Source organism: Actinomycetospora sp. NBC_00405 (genome assembly GCF_036044095.1).
Classification (GTDB): domain Bacteria; phylum Actinomycetota; class Actinomycetes; order Mycobacteriales; family Pseudonocardiaceae; genus Actinomycetospora; species Actinomycetospora callitridis.
In genome coordinates this window covers 730,183-750,994 of the sequence record NZ_CP107938.1, presented here as the reverse complement: position 1 = coordinate 750,994, position 20,812 = coordinate 730,183, and the positions used below count along the sequence as shown (strand labels likewise).

The following is a 20,812-nucleotide window of genomic DNA, read 5'->3' as shown; positions in this document are numbered from 1 at the left end:
ATCGATGCCGTGATCAACGGGGACTTCGCGCGCGTAGACGCAGCGAACCGCCCGTTCGCTGCGACACCTAGCGCGCGGCGCGCCTCGCCGCGTACTCGGTCGGGCGGTCGGTCCAGGGCGCGTCGACGGGGCGCGGCGTGAACCGGCCGGCGACGACCTCCGCGGCCGCGAACACGCCCGCGACGCACGGACCGTTCACCAGCGCCCCGGACATCGCGCCGGCCACGAGGTCGTCGAGGGGCACCCGGCGGATCACCAGGTCGGCCTCCTCGTCGTCGCCCCCGGAAGGGCGCTCCACCGAACGCAGGCCCCGGGCGAGGTACACGCGCACCGACTCGTCGGCGAAGCCCGGGCAGCCCGAGATGTCGACGAGCGTGGACCACTCGTCGGCCGCGACCCCGACCTCCTCGACGAGCTCGCGCTTCCCCGCCTCGACGGGGTCCTCGCCCTGGCCGTCGAGCAGGCCCGCCGGCATCTCCCACAGCCGCCGTCCGAGCGCGGGCCGGTACTGGTAGATCATGACGAGCCGGTCGTCCTCGTCGAGTGCGGCCACCGCGACGGCACCGAAGTGCTCGACCTTCTCGCGCCCGGCGATCCGCCCGCCGGGCATGCGCACGTCGTCACGCCGTAGCGCGAAGATCGGCCCCTCGTAGAGCGTCTCGGTGCCCTCGACCGTGAAGTCGTGGGGCGGGCGGCCGCCGTGCGGGTCGGCGAGCGAGTCGGGCGTGACGGGGGGTCGCGTCACGAGGAGGCCGCCGCCGGGATGTCGACGCCGTCGACGCGCGCCTCGGAGTCGGGATCCAGGTCGCCGTTCGTCCCCGTCTCGAGGTCCAGACGCTCCGAGGCGACGTGGCGCAGGGACGCGGCGACGAAGGCGCGGAACAGCGGGTGCGCGCGGGTGGGCCGGCTCTTGAGCTCCGGGTGCGCCTGGGTGCCGACGAAGAACGGGTGCTTGTCGCGCGGCAGCTCGACGAACTCGACCAGCGACCCGTCCGGCGAGGTCCCCGAGAACACGAGGCCGGCCTCGACGAGGCGGTCGCGGTAGGCGTTGTTGACCTCGTAGCGGTGGCGGTGGCGCTCGGTGACCTTCCCGGTGCCGTAGGCGGCGCGCACGACCGTCTCCGGTGCGAGCACCGCGGGCCAGGACCCCAGCCGCATCGTGCCGCCCATGTCGCGCTCGCCAGCGACGACGTCGGTCTGGTCGGCCATCGTCGAGATCACCGGGTGCGGGGTGCTCTCGTCGAACTCCGCGGAGTTCGCGCCCTCCAGCCCGGCCATGGTCCGCGCGGCGTGGATGACCATGCACTGCAGGCCCAGGCACAGGCCGAGCGTCGGGATGCCGTTGCGGTGGGCGTGCGCCAGGGCGCCGAGCTTGCCCTCGATGCCGCGGATGCCGAAGCCGCCGGGGATGAGGACACCGGAGACCCCCTTCAGCGCCGCCGCCGCACCCGACGGCGTCTCGCACGAGTCGGACGGGACCCAGCGGACGGCGACCCGGGCGCGGTGCGCGAAGCCGCCGGCGCGGACCGCCTCGGTGACCGAGAGGTAGGCGTCGGGCAGGTCCACGTACTTGCCGACGATCGCGATCTCGACCGTCTCGGTGGGGTGGTGGACGCGGTCGAGCAGGTCGCCCCAGACCGTCCAGTCGACGTCGCGGAACGGCAGGCCGAGGCGACGCACGACGTAGGCGTCGAGGCCCTCGCCGTGCAGGACCTTGGGGATGTCGTAGATCGACGGGGCGTCCGGGCAGGCGACGACCCCGTCCTCCTCGACGTCGCACATGAGGCTGATCTTGCGGGTCATCTCATCGGGGATCGCGCGGTCCGCGCGCAGCACCAGCCCGTCGGGCTGGATACCGATGTTGCGCAGCGACGCCACCGAGTGCTGCGTGGGCTTGGTCTTCAGCTCGCCCGACGGCGCCAGGAACGGGACCAGCGAGACGTGGAGGAAGAAGCAGGTGTCCCGCCCGACCTCGTGGCGCAGCTGGCGGGCGGCCTCGAGGAACGGCAGCGACTCGATGTCGCCGACGGTGCCGCCGACCTCGGTGATGACGACGTCGGGTGCCGGGTCGGCCGTGCGCATCGCGAGCACCCGCGACTTGATTTCGTCGGTGATGTGCGGGATGACCTGCACGGTGTCACCGAGGTACTCGCCGCGCCGCTCCTTGGCGATGACGCTCGAGTACACCTGCCCCGTGGTCACGTTCGCGCGCGCCGAGAGGTCGCGGTCGAGGAAGCGCTCGTAGTGCCCGATGTCCAGGTCGGTCTCGGCGCCGTCCTCGGTGACGAAGACCTCGCCGTGCTGGAACGGGTTCATCGTGCCGGGATCGACGTTGAGGTACGGGTCGAGCTTCTGCATCGTCACCCGCAGCCCGCGGGCGGTGAGCAGCTGGCCCAGGCTCGAGGCCGTCAGCCCCTTGCCGAGCGACGAGGCGACCCCGCCGGTGACGAAGACGTGCTTGGTGGTGCGCGCCGGCTGCACGGTCACACCACCGGGCCGTGCGCGAGGGCCGTTCGAGCGATCCTCGGTCCAGGCAGTCCGCGATCCACGGGGCTCAATGCTAACCCCGTGTCGCCGCCCCGCCCGGGTGACCCCGCTCTACGGGGCCGGCGCCGTCTGCGGGGTGAACGTTCCCGCGACCGGGCCGTAGAGCCCGGTGCGCCCGTCGGCCTGCTCGCGCAGCGCGAGGACCGTCGCCACCTGCGACGACGGGCCCTCGAGCCCGTCGACGGTCGAGAGCCCGCTGCGCAGGGCGGAGTCGTTGCGCACGGCGGTGACGGCACCCGAGCCGGTGCGCCCGGCGAGCACCGCGCCCGCCCCGACGCGGTCCAGCTCGCCGGTCATGCGGGCCAGGGTGCTGTCGCGGGCGGGGTCGTGCCCCACCGGTTCGCCACCGCCGCCGGTGACGACGAGCGCGAGCTCGCCCGGCGCCGGGTCGAGCGCGTCGGGCGCCTGCACGTACCCGGCCTCGCCCAGCGCCCGGAGCGCCGTCCGGGTCTCGGGCCCCGTGGTCTGCTCGTCCATGCCGTCGGGCCGGGCCACGAGCAGCGACCCGAGCAACGAGCCGGTGAGCGCGCCGGTGTCGGTGGTGGTCGGCAGCTGCGCCCCGGCGGGCAGGAGCCGCGGGACGAGCGCGCGCAGCGCGTCGGCCCGGTCGGGGGCCAGCGCGGCGTCGGTCAGGGCGAGGCGGCCGGTGACGCGTCCGCCGGCGCGGGTGACGAGCTCGGAGACGGTGGCGACGTCGGCCGGGTCGGCGCCGGGCGCGGCGACCACCGCCACGCCCCGGCCCGGGAGCACGCCCGCGACGGTCGACGGGGCGCCGGCCGCGACGAGGCGTTCGGTGGCCTGCAGGCGGGTGTCGACGGCGGCGCGCTCGCCGCGCAGGGCGACGACCTGGCCGGCGAGCTCGTCGCGGTCGGTGGTGAGGGCGCCGAGCACGCGACCCGAGAGCGCCGAGGCGCCGAGGACGACGCCGAGGGCGAGCGCGAGCAGGATCGCCGCGATCGAGACGACGTGGTAGCGCAGCGACATCATCCCGCGACCCCCTGGAACGCGGCCAGGACGGCGAGCCACCCCTCGCGCACGAGCATCACGATGGGCTCGGCGAGCCCGCTGGCCAGCAGCGCCGCGGCGCCGACCGCCGCCACGGCGAGCAGCAGCAACAGCACCGCGCCGGTGGTGACCCGGTGGCGGTGCAGCGACGCCACGGCCGCCCCGTCCACCAGCGTCGGCCCCAGCCGCAGCCGCGTCAGGACGGTCGAGGGGTTGCTGCCCGACCGGCCACGGTCGAGGAAGCCGGTGAGCGTGCCGTCGAACCCGCACGCCACGACGAGCGACGCCCCGTGGCGGTGCGCCAGGAGCAGCGCCATGTCCTCCGGGTTCGCCGACGACGGGAAGCCGACCGGGTCGATGCCGGCGTCCTGCAGCCGCGCGAGCCCCGCGATGTGGCCGTCGAGGTCGGCGGGGATGACGACGTCGACGGCCTTGCGGGCCAGCTCGGGGTCGATCTCCAGCGCGGTGCCGACCACCACGACCGGCGTGTGGCCGGCCTCGCGCAGGGCCTCGGCACCGCTGCCGACGCCGACCAGGACCGGGCGTTCCTCACGGATGAAGTGCTTGAGGCGCCGCAGCTCGGCGGCGCGGTCCGCCCCCGGGGCGACGACCAGCACGGTGCGGCCGTGGACCGCGGTCTCGAGGCCGGGGACCCCGACGCCGTCGAGCAGCATCGCCCGTTCGCGGCCCATGAACTCGGTGGTGTTCGCCGAGAACGCCTCGAGCTGCGAGGCCAAGCCCGAGCGGGCCTCCCCGAGCTGGTCGGCCACCGTCTCGGGGGTCTGGGAGAAGCCGCGGGCGACCTCCTGGTCGCCGAGGTAGACCCCGCCGTCGTGCAGCCGCACCGCGGCGCCGTCGCGGACCCGGCGCAGCACGCCCTCGCCGACGTCGTCGACGAGCGCCACGCCGGCGTCGGTGAGGATCTCCGGGCCGAGGTTCGGGTAGCGCCCCGAGATCGACGGCGAGACGTTGACGACCCCGGCCACCCCGGCGTCGACGAGCGCGTGCGCCGTCGCGCGGTCCAGGTCGACCTGGTCGATCACCGCGACGTCCCCGCGGCCCACCCGGCGGAGCAGCTCCGGGGCGAGCGCGCCGCCGGAGCGTCCGCCGAGGCGCGCCGTGCCCACGACACCGACCGGTGCGTCCTTGGTGCGTCCCCGTGGCCACTTCATGCCCGCCACCCCGCGCCACTGCCACGACCCATGCCTCCGATCGTCGCCGGAGCGGCCGGATGTGCGGCGCCGACGCGCCGGACCGGGGTCCCGGGGTCACCCGGCCCGGCGACTCCGGCGGCCTCCGCTACGCCGCGTGGCGGCACCGCGCTCGATCGGGGTGGGCGCCGTGCCGTCCCCGGTGCTCGACGCGCGGTCCGCCGCCGCGGCGGCGAGCAGCTCCTCGGCGTGGGCGCGCCCCGTCTCGGTCTCCTCGGTGCCCGCGAGCATGCGGGCGAGCTCGACCACGCGGTCGCCGTCGGAGATCGTGCGCACCGCGCTGCGGGTCACGCCGTGCTCGTCGGTGCCCGTGACGGCCTGGAGCCCGCCCTTGTCGACCACGAGGTGCCGGTCGGCGTACGCGGCCACCTGCGCGAGGTGGGTGACGACCACGACCTGGTGGGTGGCGGCCAACCGGGCGAGCCGGCGTCCGACCTCCACCGCCGCGCGCCCGCCGACCCCGGCGTCGACCTCGTCGAACACCAGCGTCGGCGTGGTGTCCGCGCCGGCCAGCACGACCTCGACGGCGAGCATCACCCGCGAGAGCTCCCCGCCCGAGGCGCCCTTGTGCACCGGTAGGGGCGGGGCGCCGGCGTGCGGGGTGAGCAGCAGCTCCACCTCGTCGACGCCGTCGGGACCGGCCACCACGCGGCGTCCGTCGACCTCGAGCGCCTGCGGGTCGGCGCCGGCGGCCTCCTTCACCCCGACCGCGAGCGCCACCGACGCCGCGCCCATGGCCAGGCCGTCGAGCTCGGCGGACACGGCGGCGCCGAAGCGGTCGGCGGCCTCGCGGCGGGCGGCCGACACCGTGGCGGCGTGCCCGGCGAGCTCGCGGGCCAGCTGCTCGGCCTCGGCGGCCAGGGCGGCAAGCGCCTCGTCGGAGGTGTCGAGGCCGGCGAGGCGCTCCCGGGCGGACGTCGCCCACTCCAGGACGCCGTCGACGTCGGCCGCGTACTTGCGCGTCAGGCTCTTGAGGGCGGCCTGGCGTTCCAGCACCTGCTCGAGACGCTGCGGGTCGGCCTCGAGGCGCGCGAGGTAGTCGGTGAGCTCGGCGGCGGCGTCCCCGAGCAGCGCGGCGGCCTCGGCCAGGCGCGGATCGAGCCCGGCGAGCGCCGGGTCGTCGCTGCCCTGCACGCGCCGGCGGGCCTCGCCCAGCAGCCCCACCGCGTCGGGCTCCTCCCCCACCCCGTCCGGCGGGCCCGCGAGCGCGGCGAGCGCCGCCGTGGCGGTGGCCCGGAGGTCGTCCGCGTCGGCGAGCCGGCGGGCCTCGGCGACGAGATCGGCGTCCTCGCCGGGCTGCGGATCGACCGACTCGATCTCGGTGAGGCCGTGGCGCAGCATGTCCGACTCGCGGGTGAGCTCGCGGGCCTGCTCGCGGCGCCGGGTCAGCTCGGTGGTCGCCGTGCGCCACGCCGTCCGCGTGCGGCGGTAGGCCGCCAGCGGCTCGGCGACGGCGGCGCCGGCGAAGCGGTCGAGCACGGCGCGCTGCTCGGAGGCGCGCAGGAGGCGCAGGGCCTCGTGCTGGCCGTGGACGGCGAGGGCGGCGTCGGTGACGTCGGAGAGCACGGCCATCGGCACCGAGCGACCGCCGAGGTGCGCCCGCGAGCGGCCGTCGGCCGAGACGGTGCGTGCGGCGATCAGGCTGCCGTCGTCGTCGAGCGCGGCGCCCGCGTCGGTGGCGAGCCGGACCGCGGAGCGGGGCTCGCCGTCGGGGGCCTCCGTAGCGGCCGCGTCGGAGTCGTCGGCCTCGTCGGCCACCTCGTCCGGGGTGGGCAGCAGGAAGCGCCCCTCCACCATGGCCCGCCCGGCACCGCGACGGACGCGCGACGAGTCCGCGCGGCCACCGCCCAGGAGGTGCAACCCGGTGACCACCATCGTCTTCCCGGCCCCGGTCTCCCCGGTGACCACGGTGAGGCCGGGGTGCAGATCGAGGGTGGCGTCCTCGATGACCCCGAGGGCCTGGATCCTCAGCTCGGCGAGCACGGGCCTCACGATAACCAGGGCCCCCGACGCCGCGGGGCCGAACACGCCGATCCGATCGAACACATGGTCGAACGGTCGGTGTCCGGCGGTCGACGGGGCCACCCATCGGGCCGACGCTCAGTGGGTCCGGCCGCGCCAGCCCTGTACCGGGAGCCCGAACTTGCGGACCAGCCGGTCGGTGAACGGCTGAACGCGCAGCCGGGCGAGCAGGACGGGGTTGCGGCCCCGGACCACCTCGACGCGCGCCCCGGGCGGCAGCTCGATGGTGCGGCGCCCGTCGCAGACGAGCACGCCCGCGTCGCCGCGGCCCGACACCTCCAGCGCCACCCGCGAGTCCGGCGAGATCACCAGCGGCCGGGCGAACAGCGCGTGCGCGTTGCTGGGAACCAGCAGCATCGCCTGGACCTCGGGCCACACCACCGGCCCGCCCGCGGAGAACGCGTAGGCCGTGGAGCCCGTGGGCGTCGCGCAGAGCACACCGTCGCACGCGAACTCCGACACCGGGCGCCCGTCGACCTCGAGCACGATGTCGAGCAGCCGCGCCCAGTTCATCTTCTCGACGATCGCCTCGTTGAGCGCCCAGGTCCGGCCGAGCTCGGTGCCGTTCTGGTGGGCGACGACGTCGACGGTCATGCGCTCCTCGACGCGGTAGGTGCGTCCGACGACCGCGTCGAGCACCTCGTCGAGGTCGTCGATGTCGGCCTCGGCGAGGAAGCCGACCCGCCCGAGGTTCACCCCGAGCATCGGCACCCGGGCGTGCCGGGCGAGCTCGGCCGCGCGCAGCAGCGTCCCGTCGCCGCCGAGCACCAGGACGATCTCCATGCCGAAGGCGGCGTCGGAGTCGGGCTCGACCTTGCGCGGACGCTGGGACTCGGGCAGCTCGTCGAACAGGCCCTCGTCCGTGGAGTACTCGTCGGGCAGCACCCGCAGCGCGAAGCCGGCCTCGGCCAGCCGGCGGGCGGCCTGGATCGCCACCTTGCGGGTCGCCTCGCGGCCGGTGTGCACCACCAGCAGCGCGTCGCGCGCCCCGTCCGGGGACACGGTGTCCTGCACGTGCGCCCTGCTCGTCGGCGCGGACGCGGCCCCGTCGACCCCGGTCACCGGCGCTCCTCCCCGTCGTCCGCTCATGCCGGCCCCTGCTCGACGGCACGTCGCACGAGCGCCTCGTCGTCAGTCTGGGCGCTCGCCGGCCCGTCCGCCGTGTGATCGGCAGCTCGGCGCAGCCAGCAGAAGTACTCCACGTTGCCCGACGGCCCGGGCAGCGGGCTGGCGACGACGTCGCGCAGCACGAGACCCCGCGTGCGGGCCGCGGCCACCACGTCCAGCACCGCCGACGCGCGCAGTACCGGGTCGCGGACGACACCGCCCGACCCCAGCCGCTCCCGGCCGACCTCGAACTGCGGCTTCACCATCGGCACCAGGTCCCCGCCCGGCACGGTGCACGCGACCAGGGCGTCGAGGACGAGGCCCAGGGAGATGAACGACAGGTCCGCGACGACGAGGTCCACCGGCCCCCCGATGTCCTCGGGGGCCAGCGACCGGACGTTGACACGGTCGTGCACCGCGACCCGTGGGTCGGTCTGCAGTGCCCACACCAGCTGCCCGTAGCCGACGTCGACGGCGACCACCTCGCGGGCGCCCCGGCGCAGGAGCACGTCGGTGAACCCACCGGTCGACGCGCCGGCGTCGAGGCAGCGGCGGCCGTCGACGGCGAGGCCCTGCGGCGCGAACGCCTCGAGCGCCCCCAGCAGCTTCTGCGCACCCCGCGACGCCCAGCCCGGGTCGTCGACGTCGTCGCGCACGACCACGGCCGCGGCGGTCTCGACGGCCGTGGCCGGCTTCGTCGCGACCGAGCCGCCGACCGTCACCCGGCCGTCGGCGATGAGCCCGGCGGCGTGCTCGCGCGAGCGCGCGAGGCCGCGCCGGACCAGCTCCGCGTCGAGTCGCAGCCGGCGCGCGGTCGACCGGGCCACCGCGGTCAGGTCCGGTCCACGTCGGCCAGCACGGCGACCATCGCGTCGTGCACGGCCTCGAAGCGGACGGCGTGCTCGGCCGCGTCGAACGCCTCGTCGGGTCCGTCCGCGGACGGGAGGGCACCCACGGCCCCGCGCAGGACGGCCAGGGGCTCGGCGTCGGCCGTGGTGGCGTCGCCGGGCTCGGTCATGGCGTGTCCTCCGACGTCGGGACGGCGGTCCTGTCGCCGTCCACGCTAACGCGTCACCCGGTCGCGAGCCCGAGGGTGCTGATCATCTTCTCGGCACGGTCGTCGGCGGCGCGGACCTCGGCGCCGCCCGCCGGCGCGTCCCAGGCCACCCGGCACAGGGCCCGCAGGGCGCCGGCGGTGTCGTCGTCGCCACCCGAGGCCAGCACGACGACGCCGTTCTCGCGGCTCGCCGTCCAGCCGCCGGTGTCGCCGTCGAGCACGCGGACGGCGTCGAGGTCCCCGCCGAGGACCTGCAGGTCGGGGCCGAGGTAGGTCGGACGCTGCTCGGGCGGCGCGCCGAGGAGGTCGGCGGCCGTGGAGACGCCGGTGAGGACGAGCAGGCTGTCGGCGTCGACGGCGTGGCCGCCGGCGATGTCGGTGTCCAGGCGGTCGCCGATCACCAGGGGACGCTGCGCCCCGGCGCGCTCGATGGCCTGGCGCAGCAGCGGCGCCGCCGGCTTGCCCGCCACCTCGGGCTCGCGACGGCACGCGGTGCGCAGCACGGCCACCATCGACCCGTTGCCCGGCAGGAAGCCCCGCTCGTTGGGCAGCGTGGGGTCGACGTTGCAGGCCACCCAGTACGCGCCACGGTTCAGGGCGAGCGCCGCCTCGGCGAGGATGCGCCAGCCGGTGTCGGGCGAGTGGCCCTGCACCACCGCGACCGGCTCGTCCTCCTCGGAGCGCACGGGCGTCAGCCCGACGAGACGGATCTCCTCGGCCAGTGCCTCCGCGCCGACGACGAGCACCGGCGCCCCGGGCTCGCAGTGCTCGGCGACGACCGCCGCGCCCGCCTGGGCGCTGGTCACGACGTCGCCGGGCTCCAGCGTCAGGCCCAGCTCGCGCAGGTGTTCGGCCACCTCGTCGGGGCCGCGCGAGGCGTTGTTCGTGACGTAGGAGACGGTCGCGCCGTGGCGCGCGGCCTCGAGGCTCTCGACGGCCCCGTCGATCGCGTCCGGTCCGCGGTAGACCGTGCCGTCGAGGTCGACGAGCAGCGCGTCGTAGCCGCTCACGCCGTCGGCCCCGTCGCGTCGGCGTCGGCGTCGGTCTCGTCGGTGTCGGCCTCGCTGTCGTCGCCGTCGTCGTCCGGGGTCTCGGCGATCCCGGGCTCGGCCTCCGCCGCGACGACCCCCTCGCCGGCGCCGAGCATGATGGCGCGCTCCTCGGCGTCCGTCTCGCCCTCGACGTCCGTGCCGGCGGCCTCGAGGAACGCCCGGATGGCGTCGTCGGTGCGGCCGGCGGCCTGGAGCGCCTCGGCGTAGGCGTAGAAGAGGCGCGGCACCCAGGGCTCGCCGCGCGATGCGTCGAGCTCGGGGACCTGCAGGCCGACGACGGCGGCGTCGGCCTCGCCGAGATCGCGTCGCGCTCCGGAGACCACGATCAGCAGCTCGACGGCCTCCTCGGGCTCGAGGTCGCGGGCCTCGGGGCTGCGCGAGAGCTCGATGGCGCGTTCCGGGCGGCCCAGGGCGCGCTCGGCGTCGGCCATCACCGGCAGGTGGCCGTCGCCGCCCATCCGCCGGCTCGCGCGCAGCTCGGAGAGCGCCTCGGCCCACTCGCCGGCGTGGTACGCGGCGAGGCCCGACGCCTCGCGGACCATCGCGACCCGGCTCGCACGGTGCCGCGCGAACCGTGCGTGCGCGAGCGCCGCTTCCGGCTCGTCGTCCACGAGCTCGCCGACCGCGACGAGGTGCCGCGCGACCAGGTCGGCCAGGTCCTTCGGGAGACCGCGCAGGGCGCGCCGCGCCTCCTGGTCGAGGAGCTCGGGCGTGATGTCGTCGGGCAGCGGTGGCGCGACCGGACGCGGGGCTGCGTCCTGGTGGCGCTCGATCGGCGCCTGGACGTGCGCCGTGCGGCGCGCGTCGGCGCCTCCGCGACGCTCGGGATCGGCCGCGCGCGGGTCACGACGGCGCTCGTCGCGTCCGTCGCCGCGGGCCCCGGCCGGGCGCCCGCCCTGGCGATCGTCGCGGGGACGCTCGTTGCGGGGACGGTCCTGGCGGGACCGGTCGCCCGAGGGACGGTCGTCCCGCCGGCGGTCGCCGCCACCATCGGTCGGCCGCTCGCCACGGGGACGGTCGTCCCGCCGGCGGTCGCCGCCACCATCGGTCGGCCGGTCGCCACGGGGACGGTCGTCGCGCGGGCGGTCGCCACGAGGTCGGTCACCGCGCGGTCGATCGTCACGCGGGCGGTCCGACGTGGGCCGGTCGCTGCGGGGTCCGCCGCGGGGACGGTCGTCACCCCGGCCGTCGGGTCGTCCGCGGGAGTCCGGGCGGCCACCACCGCGGGATGTGCCGCCGCCGTCGCGGGCGGAGCGACCGCGGTCCGGACCGCCTCCGGTCGGGCGACCGCCGGAGCCGCCCGGGCCACGCCGGGGTCCGCCGCGGGCACCGGGTGCGGCGTCGCCGGAGCGTCCGTTGTCGCGACCCCGGGGACCGGGACCGCGACCCTCGGAGCGCTCGGTGTCGCGCCCCTCGCGCCCCTCCGAACGACGGTCGGCACCTCCGCGAGGGCGGTCGCCGCGACCGGCGCCGGGACCGTCGCCACGTCCGCCGCGGTCGTCGCGAGCAGGCCGGTCGCCGTTGCGTGGCCGGCCGGCGCCGCCGCCCTTCGGGGCTCCGCGGTCGCGGCCGGTGGCCGCACGGCGGGGGCCACCCTGCCGATCGTCCCGCGACGAGCCGGGGGCGCGGCCCTGGCGGGGGCCGTCGTCGGCTCCGCGCGAGTCGGCCCCGTCCGACGCATCCGACGACATGGCGGGCCTCCTCAGGGCATGAAAAAGGGCAGGGCTCCGGCCGGAGTCCTGCCCATCATCAGTCTCGCTGTTCAGGGTTCCCTCCTCACGAGGAGGAGAGGTGTGGGGGTGGTCGGGTGTTCCGGCGGTGTCCTACTCTCCCACGACCTGTCGGTCGCAGTACCATCGGCGCTGGAGGGCTTAGCTTCCGGGTTCGGGATGGGTCCGGGCGTTTCCCCTCCGCTGTGACCACCGGAACACCCCACCACCCCCACGAGCCGGTTGCCCGGTTGTGGGGTGGGGTGTGTGGTCGCTGGGATATGCACAGTGGACGCGAACAGGTTTCCTGTTTCGTTACGCAGATTTGTTTGCCGTGTTCACACACAAGCTCGTCGTGATTGCTTGACGTGTGTGTGGGCAAGTCCTCGGCCTATTAGTACCAGTCCACTGAACGCCTTGCGGCGATTACATGTCTGGCCTATCAACCCACTGGTCTGGTGGGGGCCTTAACCCTCGAAGGGGTGGGAGACCTCATCTTGGAACAGGCTTCCCGCTTAGATGCCTTCAGCGGTTATCCTTTCCGAACGTAGCCAACCAGCCGTGCCCCTGGCGGGACAACTGGCACACCAGAGGTTCGTCCGTCCCGGTCCTCTCGTACTAGGGACAGCCTTCCTCAAGTCTCCTGCGCGCGCGGCGGATAGGGACCGAACTGTCTCACGACGTTCTAAACCCAGCTCGCGTACCGCTTTAATGGGCGAACAGCCCAACCCTTGGGACCTACTCCAGCCCCAGGATGCGACGAGCCGACATCGAGGTGCCAAACCATGCCGTCGATATGGACTCTTGGGCAAGATCAGCCTGTTATCCCCGGGGTACCTTTTATCCGTTGAGCGACACCCCAACCACGTGGTGGTGCCGGATCACTAGTCCCGACTTTCGTCCCTGCTCGACCCGTCGGTCTCACAGTCAAGCTCCCTTGTGCACTTGCACTCGACACCTGGTTGCCGACCAGGCTGAGGGAACCTTTGGGCGCCTCCGTTACCCTTTGGGAGGCAACCGCCCCAGTTAAACTACCCACCAGGCACTGTCCCTGGACCAGATCATGGTCCGAGGTTAGATGCCCAATTCGACCAGAGTGGTATTTCAACGTTGACTCCACGATCACTGGCGTGACCGCTTCCCAGTCTCCCACCTATCCTACACAAGCCGAACCGAGCACCAATACCAAGCTGTAGTGAAGGTCCCGGGGTCTTTCCGTCCTGCCGCGCGTAACGAGCATCTTTACTCGTAGTGCAATTTCGCCGAGTCTGTGGTCGAGACAGCGGGGAAGTCGTTACGCCATTCGTGCAGGTCGGAACTTACCCGACAAGGAATTTCGCTACCTTAGGATGGTTATAGTTACCACCGCCGTTTACTGGCGCTTAAGTTCTCAGCTTCACCCCGAAGGGTTAACCGGTCCCCTTAACGTTCCAGCACCGGGCAGGCGTCAGTCCGTATACATCGTCTTGCGACTTCGCACGGACCTGTGTTTTTAGTAAACAGTCGCTTCCCCCTGGTCTCTGCGGCCCCACCCCGCTAACCCGCAAGGGGTTTCACGGGACAGGGCCCCCCTTCTCCCGAAGTTACGGGGGCATTTTGCCGAATTCCTTGACCACAGTTCGCTCGAACGCCTCGGTATTCTCTACCTGACCACCTGTGTTGGTTTGGGGTACGGGTCGCGTAGGAACTCGCTAGAGGCTTTTCTCGGCAGCATGGGATCACTCTACTTCGCCTCAAACGGCTATGCGTCACGTCTCAGCCTCATGGTGAACGGATTTGCCTGTCCACCGGCCTACACGCTTGCACCAGCACTACCACTAGCTGGCGGAGCTGCCCTCCTGCGTCACCCCATCGCTTGGCTACTACCAGGCGGGGTCCCGCGCTCCCCTCGAGGTGCTCCCGAAGGAGACACCCGAGGTTCGGGCGGTTAGCACACCTGGATTCGCCAGGGACGCGCCTACACGAGCACGGGAATATCAACCCGTTGTCCATCGACTACGCCTGTCGGCCTCGCCTTAGGTCCCGGCTCACCCTGGGCGGAAAAACCTGGCCCAGGAACCCTTGGTCATCCGGCGGCAGAGTTTCTCACTCTGCTATCGCTACTCATGCCTGCATTCTCACTCACACGGGCTCCACGACTGGATCACTCCGCCGCTTCACCGCCCGCATGACGCTCCCCTACCCAACACCACCACCAGCTACGCCATCAAGGGCAAGCAGTGTTCACGCGGTGTTGCCGCGGCTTCGGCGGTGCGCTTGAGCCCCGCTACATTGTCGGCGCAGGACCACTTGACCAGTGAGCTATTACGCACTCTTTCAAGGATGGCTGCTTCTAAGCCAACCTCCTGGTTGTCTGGGCGATCCCACATCCTTTCCCACTTAGCGCACGCTTAGGGGCCTTAGCCGGCGATCTGGGCTGTTTCCCTCTCGACTACGAACCTTATCGCCCGCAGTCTCACTGCCGCGCTCTCGCTCACCGGCATTCGGAGTTTGGCTGACTTCAGTAAGCTTGTAGGCCCCCTAGGCCAACCAGTGCTCTACCTCCGGTGAGTACCACGCGACGCTGCACCTAAATGCATTTCGGGGAGAACCAGCTATCACGGAGTTTGATTGGCCTTTCACCCCTACCCACAGCTCATCCCCCAGGTTTTCAACCCTGGTGGGTTCGGGCCTCCACGCCGTCTTACCGGCGCTTCACCCTGGCCATGGGTAGATCACTCCGCTTCGGGTCTAGAGCACGCGACTGAATCGCCCTGTTCGGACTCGCTTTCGCTACGGCTACCCCTCAACGGGTTAACCTCGCCACGTACCACTAACTCGCAGGCTCATTCTTCAAAAGGCACGCCATCACCCCGCAAGGCTCTGACGGCTTGTAGGCACACGGTTTCAGGTACTGTTTCACTCCCCTCCCGGGGTACTTTTCACCTTTCCCTCACGGTACTCGTCCGCTATCGGTCATCAGGGAGTATTTAGGCTTACCGGGTGGTCCCGGCAGATTCACAGCGAATTTCACGGGCTCGCTGCTACTCGGGGACACCGCAACGGGAGAACGCAGTGTTTTCGTCTACGGGGGTCTCACCCTCTACGCCGACGCGTCCCAACGCCTTCGACTAACACCACGAACACCCGCACCAGGACGGCAGCCCTGATACGCGGAACCCCACAACACCCCACCAGCAACGCCTGCCGGCTCTCACACTGGCGGGGTTTAGCCTCTTCCGCTTTCGCTCGCCACTACTCACGGAATCACTCTTGTTTTCTTCTCCTGCGGGTACTGAGATGTTTCACTTCCCCGCGTTCCCTCCCACCGTCCTATACATTCAGACGGCGGTGACACCCCATGACGGGTGCCGGGTTACCCCATTCGGACACCCTCGGATCAAAGCTCGGTTGACAGCTCCCCGAGGACTATCGCGGCCTCCCACGTCCTTCATCGGCTCCTGATGCCCAGGCATCCACCGTGCGCCCTTAACAACTTGACCAACACACACATCAAGAAATCACGACACAAATGTGCACAGAAACAAAAGATGCTCGCGTCCACTGTACAATTCTCAACGACCACACGAACCGCCACCCGACAACCCCCACAGGGGAAGCAGGTGAACGATCGCCCCTCGAGACAACAACAAAGCCCCCCACAGGGGGCCGGGTCGTCCTCTCAGGACCCAACAGTGTGCTGCCCAACCCGAAGGTCGGGAGTTTGGTGATTCCACATTTCTCGAGCAACCCCCTCCCACCCCCGACCACGGAGTCCGAAGACTCCCGAGCTCGGGGAGGTACTGAGGCCCTCCACCACCAGCCACAGCGCGCACAGAACACTCGCCTGTGAACACGCCGGCTGATGGTGTTCGGTGAAGCTCCTTAGAAAGGAGGTGATCCAGCCGCACCTTCCGGTACGGCTACCTTGTTACGACTTCGTCCCAATCGCCAGTCCCACCTTCGACCGCTCCCCCCCTTGCGGGTTGGGCCACGGGCTTCGGGTGTTACCGACTTTCGTGACGTGACGGGCGGTGTGTACAAGGCCCGGGAACGTATTCACCGCAGCGTTGCTGATCTGCGATTACTAGCGACTCCGACTTCACGGGGTCGAGTTGCAGACCCCGATCCGAACTGAGACCGGCTTTACGAGATTCGCTCCACCTCACGGCTTCGCAGCCCTCTGTACCGGCCATTGTAGCATGTGTGAAGCCCTGGACATAAGGGGCATGATGACTTGACGTCATCCCCACCTTCCTCCGAGTTGACCCCGGCAGTCTCCCATGAGTCCCCGGCATCACCCGCTGGCAACATAGGACAAGGGTTGCGCTCGTTGCGGGACTTAACCCAACATCTCACGACACGAGCTGACGACAGCCATGCACCACCTGCACACCAGCCACAAGGGAACGCCCATCTCTGGACGCGTCTGGTGCATGTCAAACCCAGGTAAGGTTCTTCGCGTTGCATCGAATTAATCCACATGCTCCGCCGCTTGTGCGGGCCCCCGTCAATTCCTTTGAGTTTTAGCCTTGCGGCCGTACTCCCCAGGCGGGGCGCTTAATGCGTTAGCTGCGGCACGGAACCCGTGGAATGGACCCCACACCTAGCGCCCAACGTTTACGGCATGGACTACCAGGGTATCTAATCCTGTTCGCTACCCATGCTTTCGCTCCTCAGCGTCAGTATCGGCCCAGAGACCCGCCTTCGCCACCGGTGTTCCTCCTGATATCTGCGCATTTCACCGCTACACCAGGAATTCCAGTCTCCCCTGCCGAACTCTAGTGATGCCCGTATCGACCGCACGCCCAGAGTTAAGCCCCAGGTTTTCACGGCCGACGTGACACACCGCCTACGAGCTCTTTACGCCCAATAATTCCGGACAACGCTCGCACCCTACGTATTACCGCGGCTGCTGGCACGTAGTTGGCCGGTGCTTCTTCTCGACCTACCGTCACCCCACCCAGAAGATGGAGCTTCGTCGATCGCGAAAGAGGTTTACAACCCGAAGGCCGTCATCCCTCACGCGGCGTTGCTGCGTCAGGCTTCCGCCCATTGCGCAAGATTCCCCACTGCTGCCTCCCGTAGGAGTCTGGGCCGTGTCTCAGTCCCAGTGTGGCCGATCACCCTCTCAGGCCGGCTATCCGTCGTCGCCTTGGTAGGCCATCACCCCACCAACAAGCTGATAGACCGCGGGCCCATCCCCCACCGAAAAAACTTTCCACCAAGAAACATGCGCTTCAAGGTCATATCCGGTATTAGACCCAGTTTCCCGGGCTTATCCCGAAGTGGAGGGCAGGTCACCCACGTGTTACTCACCCGTTCGCCGCTCGTGTACCCCGAAGGGCCTTACCGCTCGACTTGCATGTGTTAAGCACGCCGCCAGCGTTCGTCCTGAGCCAGGATCAAACTCTCCAACAAAAAACATTGGAACAAAACAGTCCCAGCAAAAAGCACCCAGCCCCACTGGCAAACAAGACCAGGTGCACCCAAAGAAACCCACGACACCCGAAAACAAACCCCGGATGCCGACGGGAAAAACCCACCAAACATTCAGCACACTGTTGAGTTCTCAAAGGACAACCACACCACCGTACAAGCCGACCCACAGGGCCAGACCTTCCGGAAGGCGACCTTCCTAGCCTAGTTCTCCGCGAGGCCCGGGGGCAACCCCTGATCTCGCGATGACCAGAACTCTACACACGCCCGGAACCTGCCCTCACGCGGGGGGTGGATCAGCGCGTCGTCGCTGGTCATCGGAGGTTCCCCCGCGCCCAGCAGGCGAAACAGCTCAGGCGCCGGCCAGCTCCACCCCGGCGGCGTTGCGCTTGCCCCGCCGCAGGACCAGCCAGCGGCCGTGCAGGAGGTCGCCGTCGGCCGGCGCCCAGTCCTCGGTCTCGATCTTCGCGTTGTTCACGTACGCGCCACCTTCGGCGATCGTGCGCCGGGCCGCGCCGCGCCCGGTGGCGAGGCCCGTCCCGACGAGCATGTCGACGATCGTGGGGTGCTCGGAGCGCTCCGCCGTGTACGAGGGGATCTCCGCGACCGCGGCGGCGAGCGTTGCGGCGTCCAGCTCGCGCAGCTCTCCCCGTCCGAACAGCGCGCGGCTCGCGGCCTCGGCCCGCTCGACCTCCTGCTGACCGTGCACCTGCGCGGTCACCGCCCGGGCCAGGGCCCGCTGGGCCTCGCGCGCCTGCGGCTTCTCCTCGGTGAGCCGCTCGAGCTCCTCGATCTCCTCGCGCTCCAGCCACGTGAAGGCGCGCAGGTAGGTGCCCACCATCGCGTCCTCGGCCTGGATCCAGAACTGGTAGAAGGCGTAGGGGCTGGTCATGCTCGGATCGAGCCAGACCGTGCCCGACTCCGTCTTGCCGAACTTGGTGCCGTCGGCCTTCGTGATCAGCGGTGTTCCGAGCGCGTGCAGCGACCGTCCCTCCACGCGGTGGACGAGGTCGGTGCCCGCGGTGAGGTTGCCCCACTGGTCGCTCCCCCCGGTCTGCAGCGTGCAGCCGTACCGGCGGTGGAGCTCGAGGAAGTCGTAGGACTGCAGCAGCTGGTAGGAGAACTCGGCGTAGCTGATGCCCTCGTCGGACTCCATGCGCCGGCTGACCGCCTCCTTGGCGAGCATCCGCCCGACCCGGAAGTGCTTGCCGACGTCGCGCAGGAAGTCCAGCGCGGAGAGGCCTTCGGTCCAGTCGAGGTTGTTGACCAGCAGGGCCGCGTTCTCGCCCGCGTCGAAGTCCAGGAACGGGCGCAGCTGCGCGCCGAGCTTGTCGACCCACTCGGAGACGACCTCACGGTCGTTGAGGACCCGCTCGGACGTCGGCTTCGGATCGCCGATGAGGCCGGTCGCGCCGCCGACGAGGGCGATCGGACGGTGTCCGGCCCGCTGGAACCGGGCGAGCGTGAGCCACTGCAGCAGGTGTCCGATGTGGGCGCTGGGCGCGGTGGGGTCGATCCCGGAGTAGAGGGTGACCATGCCGGCGTCGAGGTCGCGGCGCAGGGCGTCGAGGTCGGTGCTCTGGGCGATCAGGCCCCGCCAGGCGAGGTCGTCGAGGAGGTGCGGGCCCTCGGTCGAAGCGGTCACGGCGTCATTGTCGCGCGCGGGCTCACCAGTCGGGACCGTCGGCCCGCGCCCGTCCCGCCTTGTACGGCGTCACGGCCCGGGACCCCGCGACCCAGAACCGCCACGGACGCTCCTGGCCCGCCGCGACGCCGACGCGCGGACCGGTGCGGACCTCGGCGTCCGGCACCCGCTGCCCGGTCTCGAGCCGGACCGGCGAGGACGAGGACAGCACGTCGATGCCGTTGTGCTCGCGTCCGAGCCCGAGCAGGGCGCACAGCCGGGCGGGGCCCCGGGCCAGCTCGGCGTCGCGTCCCCGCGCCGTGGGGCGCCGGGCGTGCGCGAGCCCCAGGTCCGAGATCACCTCGCCGGCGCGCAGCAGCACCGCGCCGGCCTCACCCTCGGTCAGGCAGACGACGTTGGCGCAGAAGTGCATGCCGTAGACGAAGTAGACGTAGAGATGCCCGGCCGGTCCCCACATGACGGCGTTGCGCGGGGTCTGTCCCCGGTAGCAGTGCGATCCGGGGTCGTCCGCGCCGCGGTACGCCTCCACCTCGACCACGCGGACGCGCACCTCCCCCTCAGGGGTGTCGGCGACGAGCTCGGCGCCGAGCAGGCGGGGAGCGGCCTCGAGCACGTCGACCGACAGGTCCGAGGCGTCCAGCAGCGTCATCGCCGCTGATCCTCCCCCGTGCGACCGGACCGTCAGCGCGGCGCCCCCGTCCGCGCGAGGTACTCGTCAGCCCGGATCGCGCGGGGTTCGTCGTACCCGACGGGCAGGTGGACGCGGCCCGAGGTCGTCCGGAAGTACACCTCCCAGGCGTGGAAGGCCAGGAACGCGCGCTCGTCGGACGCCATCACGTCGGCGTAGGCGCGCACGGCGCGGACGTAGCGCGGGTCGTTGTTGTAGCGGCGCAGCGCCCGGTCCACGCCCGTCGCGGTGTCGGCTCCGTTGGCCTGCAGGTAGTTCGCCGCCCCGAGGATCGCGTCGTGGGGGTCGTAGACGTCGCCACCCAGCCCGTAGCTCGCCCACGTGGACGGCATGAACTGCATCGGTCCGCGCGCCCCGGCCTCGGAGTGCGAGGCGATGCGTCCCATCCGGGACTCGACGAGGTTGACCGCGGCGAGGACGTGCCACGGGACGCCGAAGCGCTGCTCGGCCTCGGCGTAGAGGGCGCGCAGCCGGTCGGGCGGGAGCGGCTCGGCGATGCGCCACGCCGGCAGCTCGTCGCCGGGGGTGCCCTTCGCCATCGCGAGCAGGTCGCGGCCCGCGGTGACGATGCGGTTCGTGACGTCGGCGGGGCCCGGCGGCAGGGCGGCCAGGACGGGGGCGAGCCGCTCGGGGTGGAACGCGAGCTCCTCGTACGCGACCTGGGCGGTCCGCGCCGCGGCCGCGACCTGACCCGGCGACCGGGCGGGGTCGGCGATCGTGGCCTGGGCCGTGTCGATCTCCCGGGCCAGGGCCGCGGGGTCGCTGGAGACCGTCGGGCCGTGGGGGCCGATCGCGTCGGTCGACGGTTCCGGCGCGGCCACCGGGACGGGTGCGGCGGGAGGCGGCGTCGGGGGTTGGTCGGCGCATCCGGTGAGCGCGGCGACCAGGGCGGCCCCCACCAGGAGTCGCCGGCCCCATCGTCCCCCGTTCACGGTGTCCGAGCGTAACGACGTCGGGCATCGTCGGGGTGGCCGAGGCGGGGCTCATGACCGCGTCCACGCGGACGGAGGACCTGCTGAGGGGGCTGCGGGGGCTGCGGGACCGCTGCCTGGCGCTCCCCGAGGTGACCGAGCACCCGACGCACGGCGCGCCGACGTGGTTCGTGCGGCGCCGGTCGTTCGGCGAGTTCGTCGATCCCGCCGGCCACTCGCTCGACGAGCGCAGAGTCGCGTTCTGGGCGGCGGGGCCGCCCGGGGCCGCCACGAGCTGATCGTCGCGGACCCCGAGGCCGTACTTCGTCCCGCGGTTCGGCGGACGCGAGTGGGTCGGCATGCGCCTCGACACCCTGATCGCGCGCCTCGACCGCGACCGCGGAGCGTGAGCCCGGGGTGCCCGCCTCCGATCGAGTGCG

Annotated in this window: 14 protein-coding genes and 3 rRNA genes; 1 reads left to right on the top strand and 16 read right to left on the bottom strand. The window is 71.6% G+C overall.

The genetic code is table 11. The features are described from left to right. Window positions 1-67: 67 nt before the first annotated feature. From OG774_RS03705 to OG774_RS03630, 16 genes are all read right to left on the bottom strand, one after another. Complete coding sequence (locus tag OG774_RS03705) at window positions 68-745, bottom strand: NUDIX hydrolase (RefSeq protein ID WP_328306784.1); 678 nt, start codon at window positions 743-745, stop codon at window positions 68-70. Beyond that, window positions 742-2,487, bottom strand: a complete 1,746-nt coding sequence (locus tag OG774_RS03700; protein ID WP_328306782.1) for a CTP synthase — start codon at window positions 2,485-2,487, stop codon at window positions 742-744. Before OG774_RS03700 ends, OG774_RS03705 begins: the two co-directional genes overlap by 4 nt. A gap of 111 nt (window positions 2,488-2,598) precedes the next feature. After that, complete coding sequence (locus OG774_RS03695) at window positions 2,599-3,534, bottom strand: copper transporter (protein WP_328306780.1); 936 nt, start codon at window positions 3,532-3,534, stop codon at window positions 2,599-2,601. Continuing rightward, the gene (gene steA, locus OG774_RS03690) at window positions 3,531-4,724 is read right to left on the bottom strand and encodes a putative cytokinetic ring protein SteA (RefSeq protein WP_328306778.1); all 1,194 of its coding nucleotides are present in this window, start codon (window positions 4,722-4,724) and stop codon (window positions 3,531-3,533) included. Before steA ends, OG774_RS03695 begins: the two co-directional genes overlap by 4 nt. Window positions 4,725-4,820: 96 nt before the next feature. Next, on the bottom strand, window positions 4,821-6,746 hold the full coding sequence (recN, locus tag OG774_RS03685; RefSeq protein ID WP_328306776.1) for a DNA repair protein RecN: 1,926 nt from the start codon (window positions 6,744-6,746) through the stop codon (window positions 4,821-4,823). Between the two features lie 117 nt (window positions 6,747-6,863). Next, window positions 6,864-7,787: an NAD kinase gene (locus OG774_RS03680; protein WP_328310758.1), complete on the bottom strand. Its 924-nt coding sequence runs from the start codon at window positions 7,785-7,787 to the stop codon at window positions 6,864-6,866. 83 nt (window positions 7,788-7,870) lie between these two features. Further along, window positions 7,871-8,719: a TlyA family RNA methyltransferase gene (locus tag OG774_RS03675; protein WP_328306774.1), complete on the bottom strand. Its 849-nt coding sequence runs from the start codon at window positions 8,717-8,719 to the stop codon at window positions 7,871-7,873. A 5-nt stretch (window positions 8,720-8,724) separates the two neighbouring features. Next, window positions 8,725-8,910 carry a hypothetical protein gene (locus OG774_RS03670; RefSeq protein WP_328306772.1) on the bottom strand — a complete coding sequence of 62 codons (186 nt, stop codon included), beginning with the start codon at window positions 8,908-8,910 and terminating at the stop codon, window positions 8,725-8,727. Between the two features lie 53 nt (window positions 8,911-8,963). Continuing rightward, window positions 8,964-9,959, bottom strand: a complete 996-nt coding sequence (locus tag OG774_RS03665) for an HAD-IIA family hydrolase (protein WP_328306770.1) — start codon at window positions 9,957-9,959, stop codon at window positions 8,964-8,966. Further along, window positions 9,956-11,692 carry a hypothetical protein gene (locus tag OG774_RS03660; protein ID WP_328306768.1) on the bottom strand — a complete coding sequence of 579 codons (1,737 nt, stop codon included), beginning with the start codon at window positions 11,690-11,692 and terminating at the stop codon, window positions 9,956-9,958. The genes OG774_RS03665 and OG774_RS03660 overlap by 4 nt, the downstream gene beginning before the upstream one ends. A 119-nt stretch (window positions 11,693-11,811) precedes the next feature. After that, a 5S ribosomal RNA gene (gene rrf, locus OG774_RS03655) occupies window positions 11,812-11,928 on the bottom strand. A gap of 156 nt (window positions 11,929-12,084) precedes the next feature. Next, a 23S ribosomal RNA gene (locus OG774_RS03650) occupies window positions 12,085-15,192 on the bottom strand. A 386-nt stretch (window positions 15,193-15,578) separates the two neighbouring features. Next, window positions 15,579-17,110: ribosomal RNA gene (locus OG774_RS03645) — 16S ribosomal RNA — on the bottom strand. The 16S, 23S and 5S rRNA genes sit together here, the layout of an rRNA operon. A gap of 370 nt (window positions 17,111-17,480) precedes the next feature. Beyond that, complete coding sequence (tyrS, locus tag OG774_RS03640) at window positions 17,481-18,773, bottom strand: tyrosine--tRNA ligase (RefSeq protein WP_328306766.1); 1,293 nt, start codon at window positions 18,771-18,773, stop codon at window positions 17,481-17,483. Window positions 18,774-18,795: 22 nt separating this feature from the next. Further along, window positions 18,796-19,422 (bottom strand): DNA-3-methyladenine glycosylase, encoded by a 627-nt coding sequence (locus OG774_RS03635; protein ID WP_328306763.1) that lies wholly within the window; start codon window positions 19,420-19,422, stop codon window positions 18,796-18,798. 32 nt (window positions 19,423-19,454) lie between these two features. Beyond that, window positions 19,455-20,393, bottom strand: a complete 939-nt coding sequence (locus OG774_RS03630; protein WP_328306761.1) for a lytic transglycosylase domain-containing protein — start codon at window positions 20,391-20,393, stop codon at window positions 19,455-19,457. 53 nt (window positions 20,394-20,446) lie between these two features. Between OG774_RS03630 and OG774_RS03625 the strand changes: the two genes are divergently transcribed. Then, complete coding sequence (locus OG774_RS03625) at window positions 20,447-20,671, top strand: hypothetical protein (protein ID WP_328306760.1); 225 nt, start codon at window positions 20,447-20,449, stop codon at window positions 20,669-20,671. Window positions 20,672-20,812 lie beyond the last annotated feature (141 nt).

What these genes read in the sequence shown, in the direction of transcription:
- OG774_RS03695 (WP_328306780.1), bottom strand. Translation starts at nt 3,534, where the DNA reads ATGATGTCGCTGCGCTACCACGTCGTCTCGATCGCGGCGATCCTGCTC.
- steA (WP_328306778.1), bottom strand. Translation starts at nt 4,724, where the DNA reads ATGAAGTGGCCACGGGGACGCACCAAGGACGCACCGGTCGGTGTCGTG.
- OG774_RS03670 (WP_328306772.1), bottom strand. Translation starts at nt 8,910, where the DNA reads ATGACCGAGCCCGGCGACGCCACCACGGCCGACGCCGAGCCCCTGGCC.
- OG774_RS03660 (WP_328306768.1), bottom strand. Translation starts at nt 11,692, where the DNA reads ATGTCGTCGGATGCGTCGGACGGGGCCGACTCGCGCGGAGCCGACGAC.
- OG774_RS03635 (WP_328306763.1), bottom strand. Translation starts at nt 19,422, where the DNA reads ATGACGCTGCTGGACGCCTCGGACCTGTCGGTCGACGTGCTCGAGGCC.
- OG774_RS03625 (WP_328306760.1), top strand. Translation starts at nt 20,447, where the DNA reads ATGACCGCGTCCACGCGGACGGAGGACCTGCTGAGGGGGCTGCGGGGG.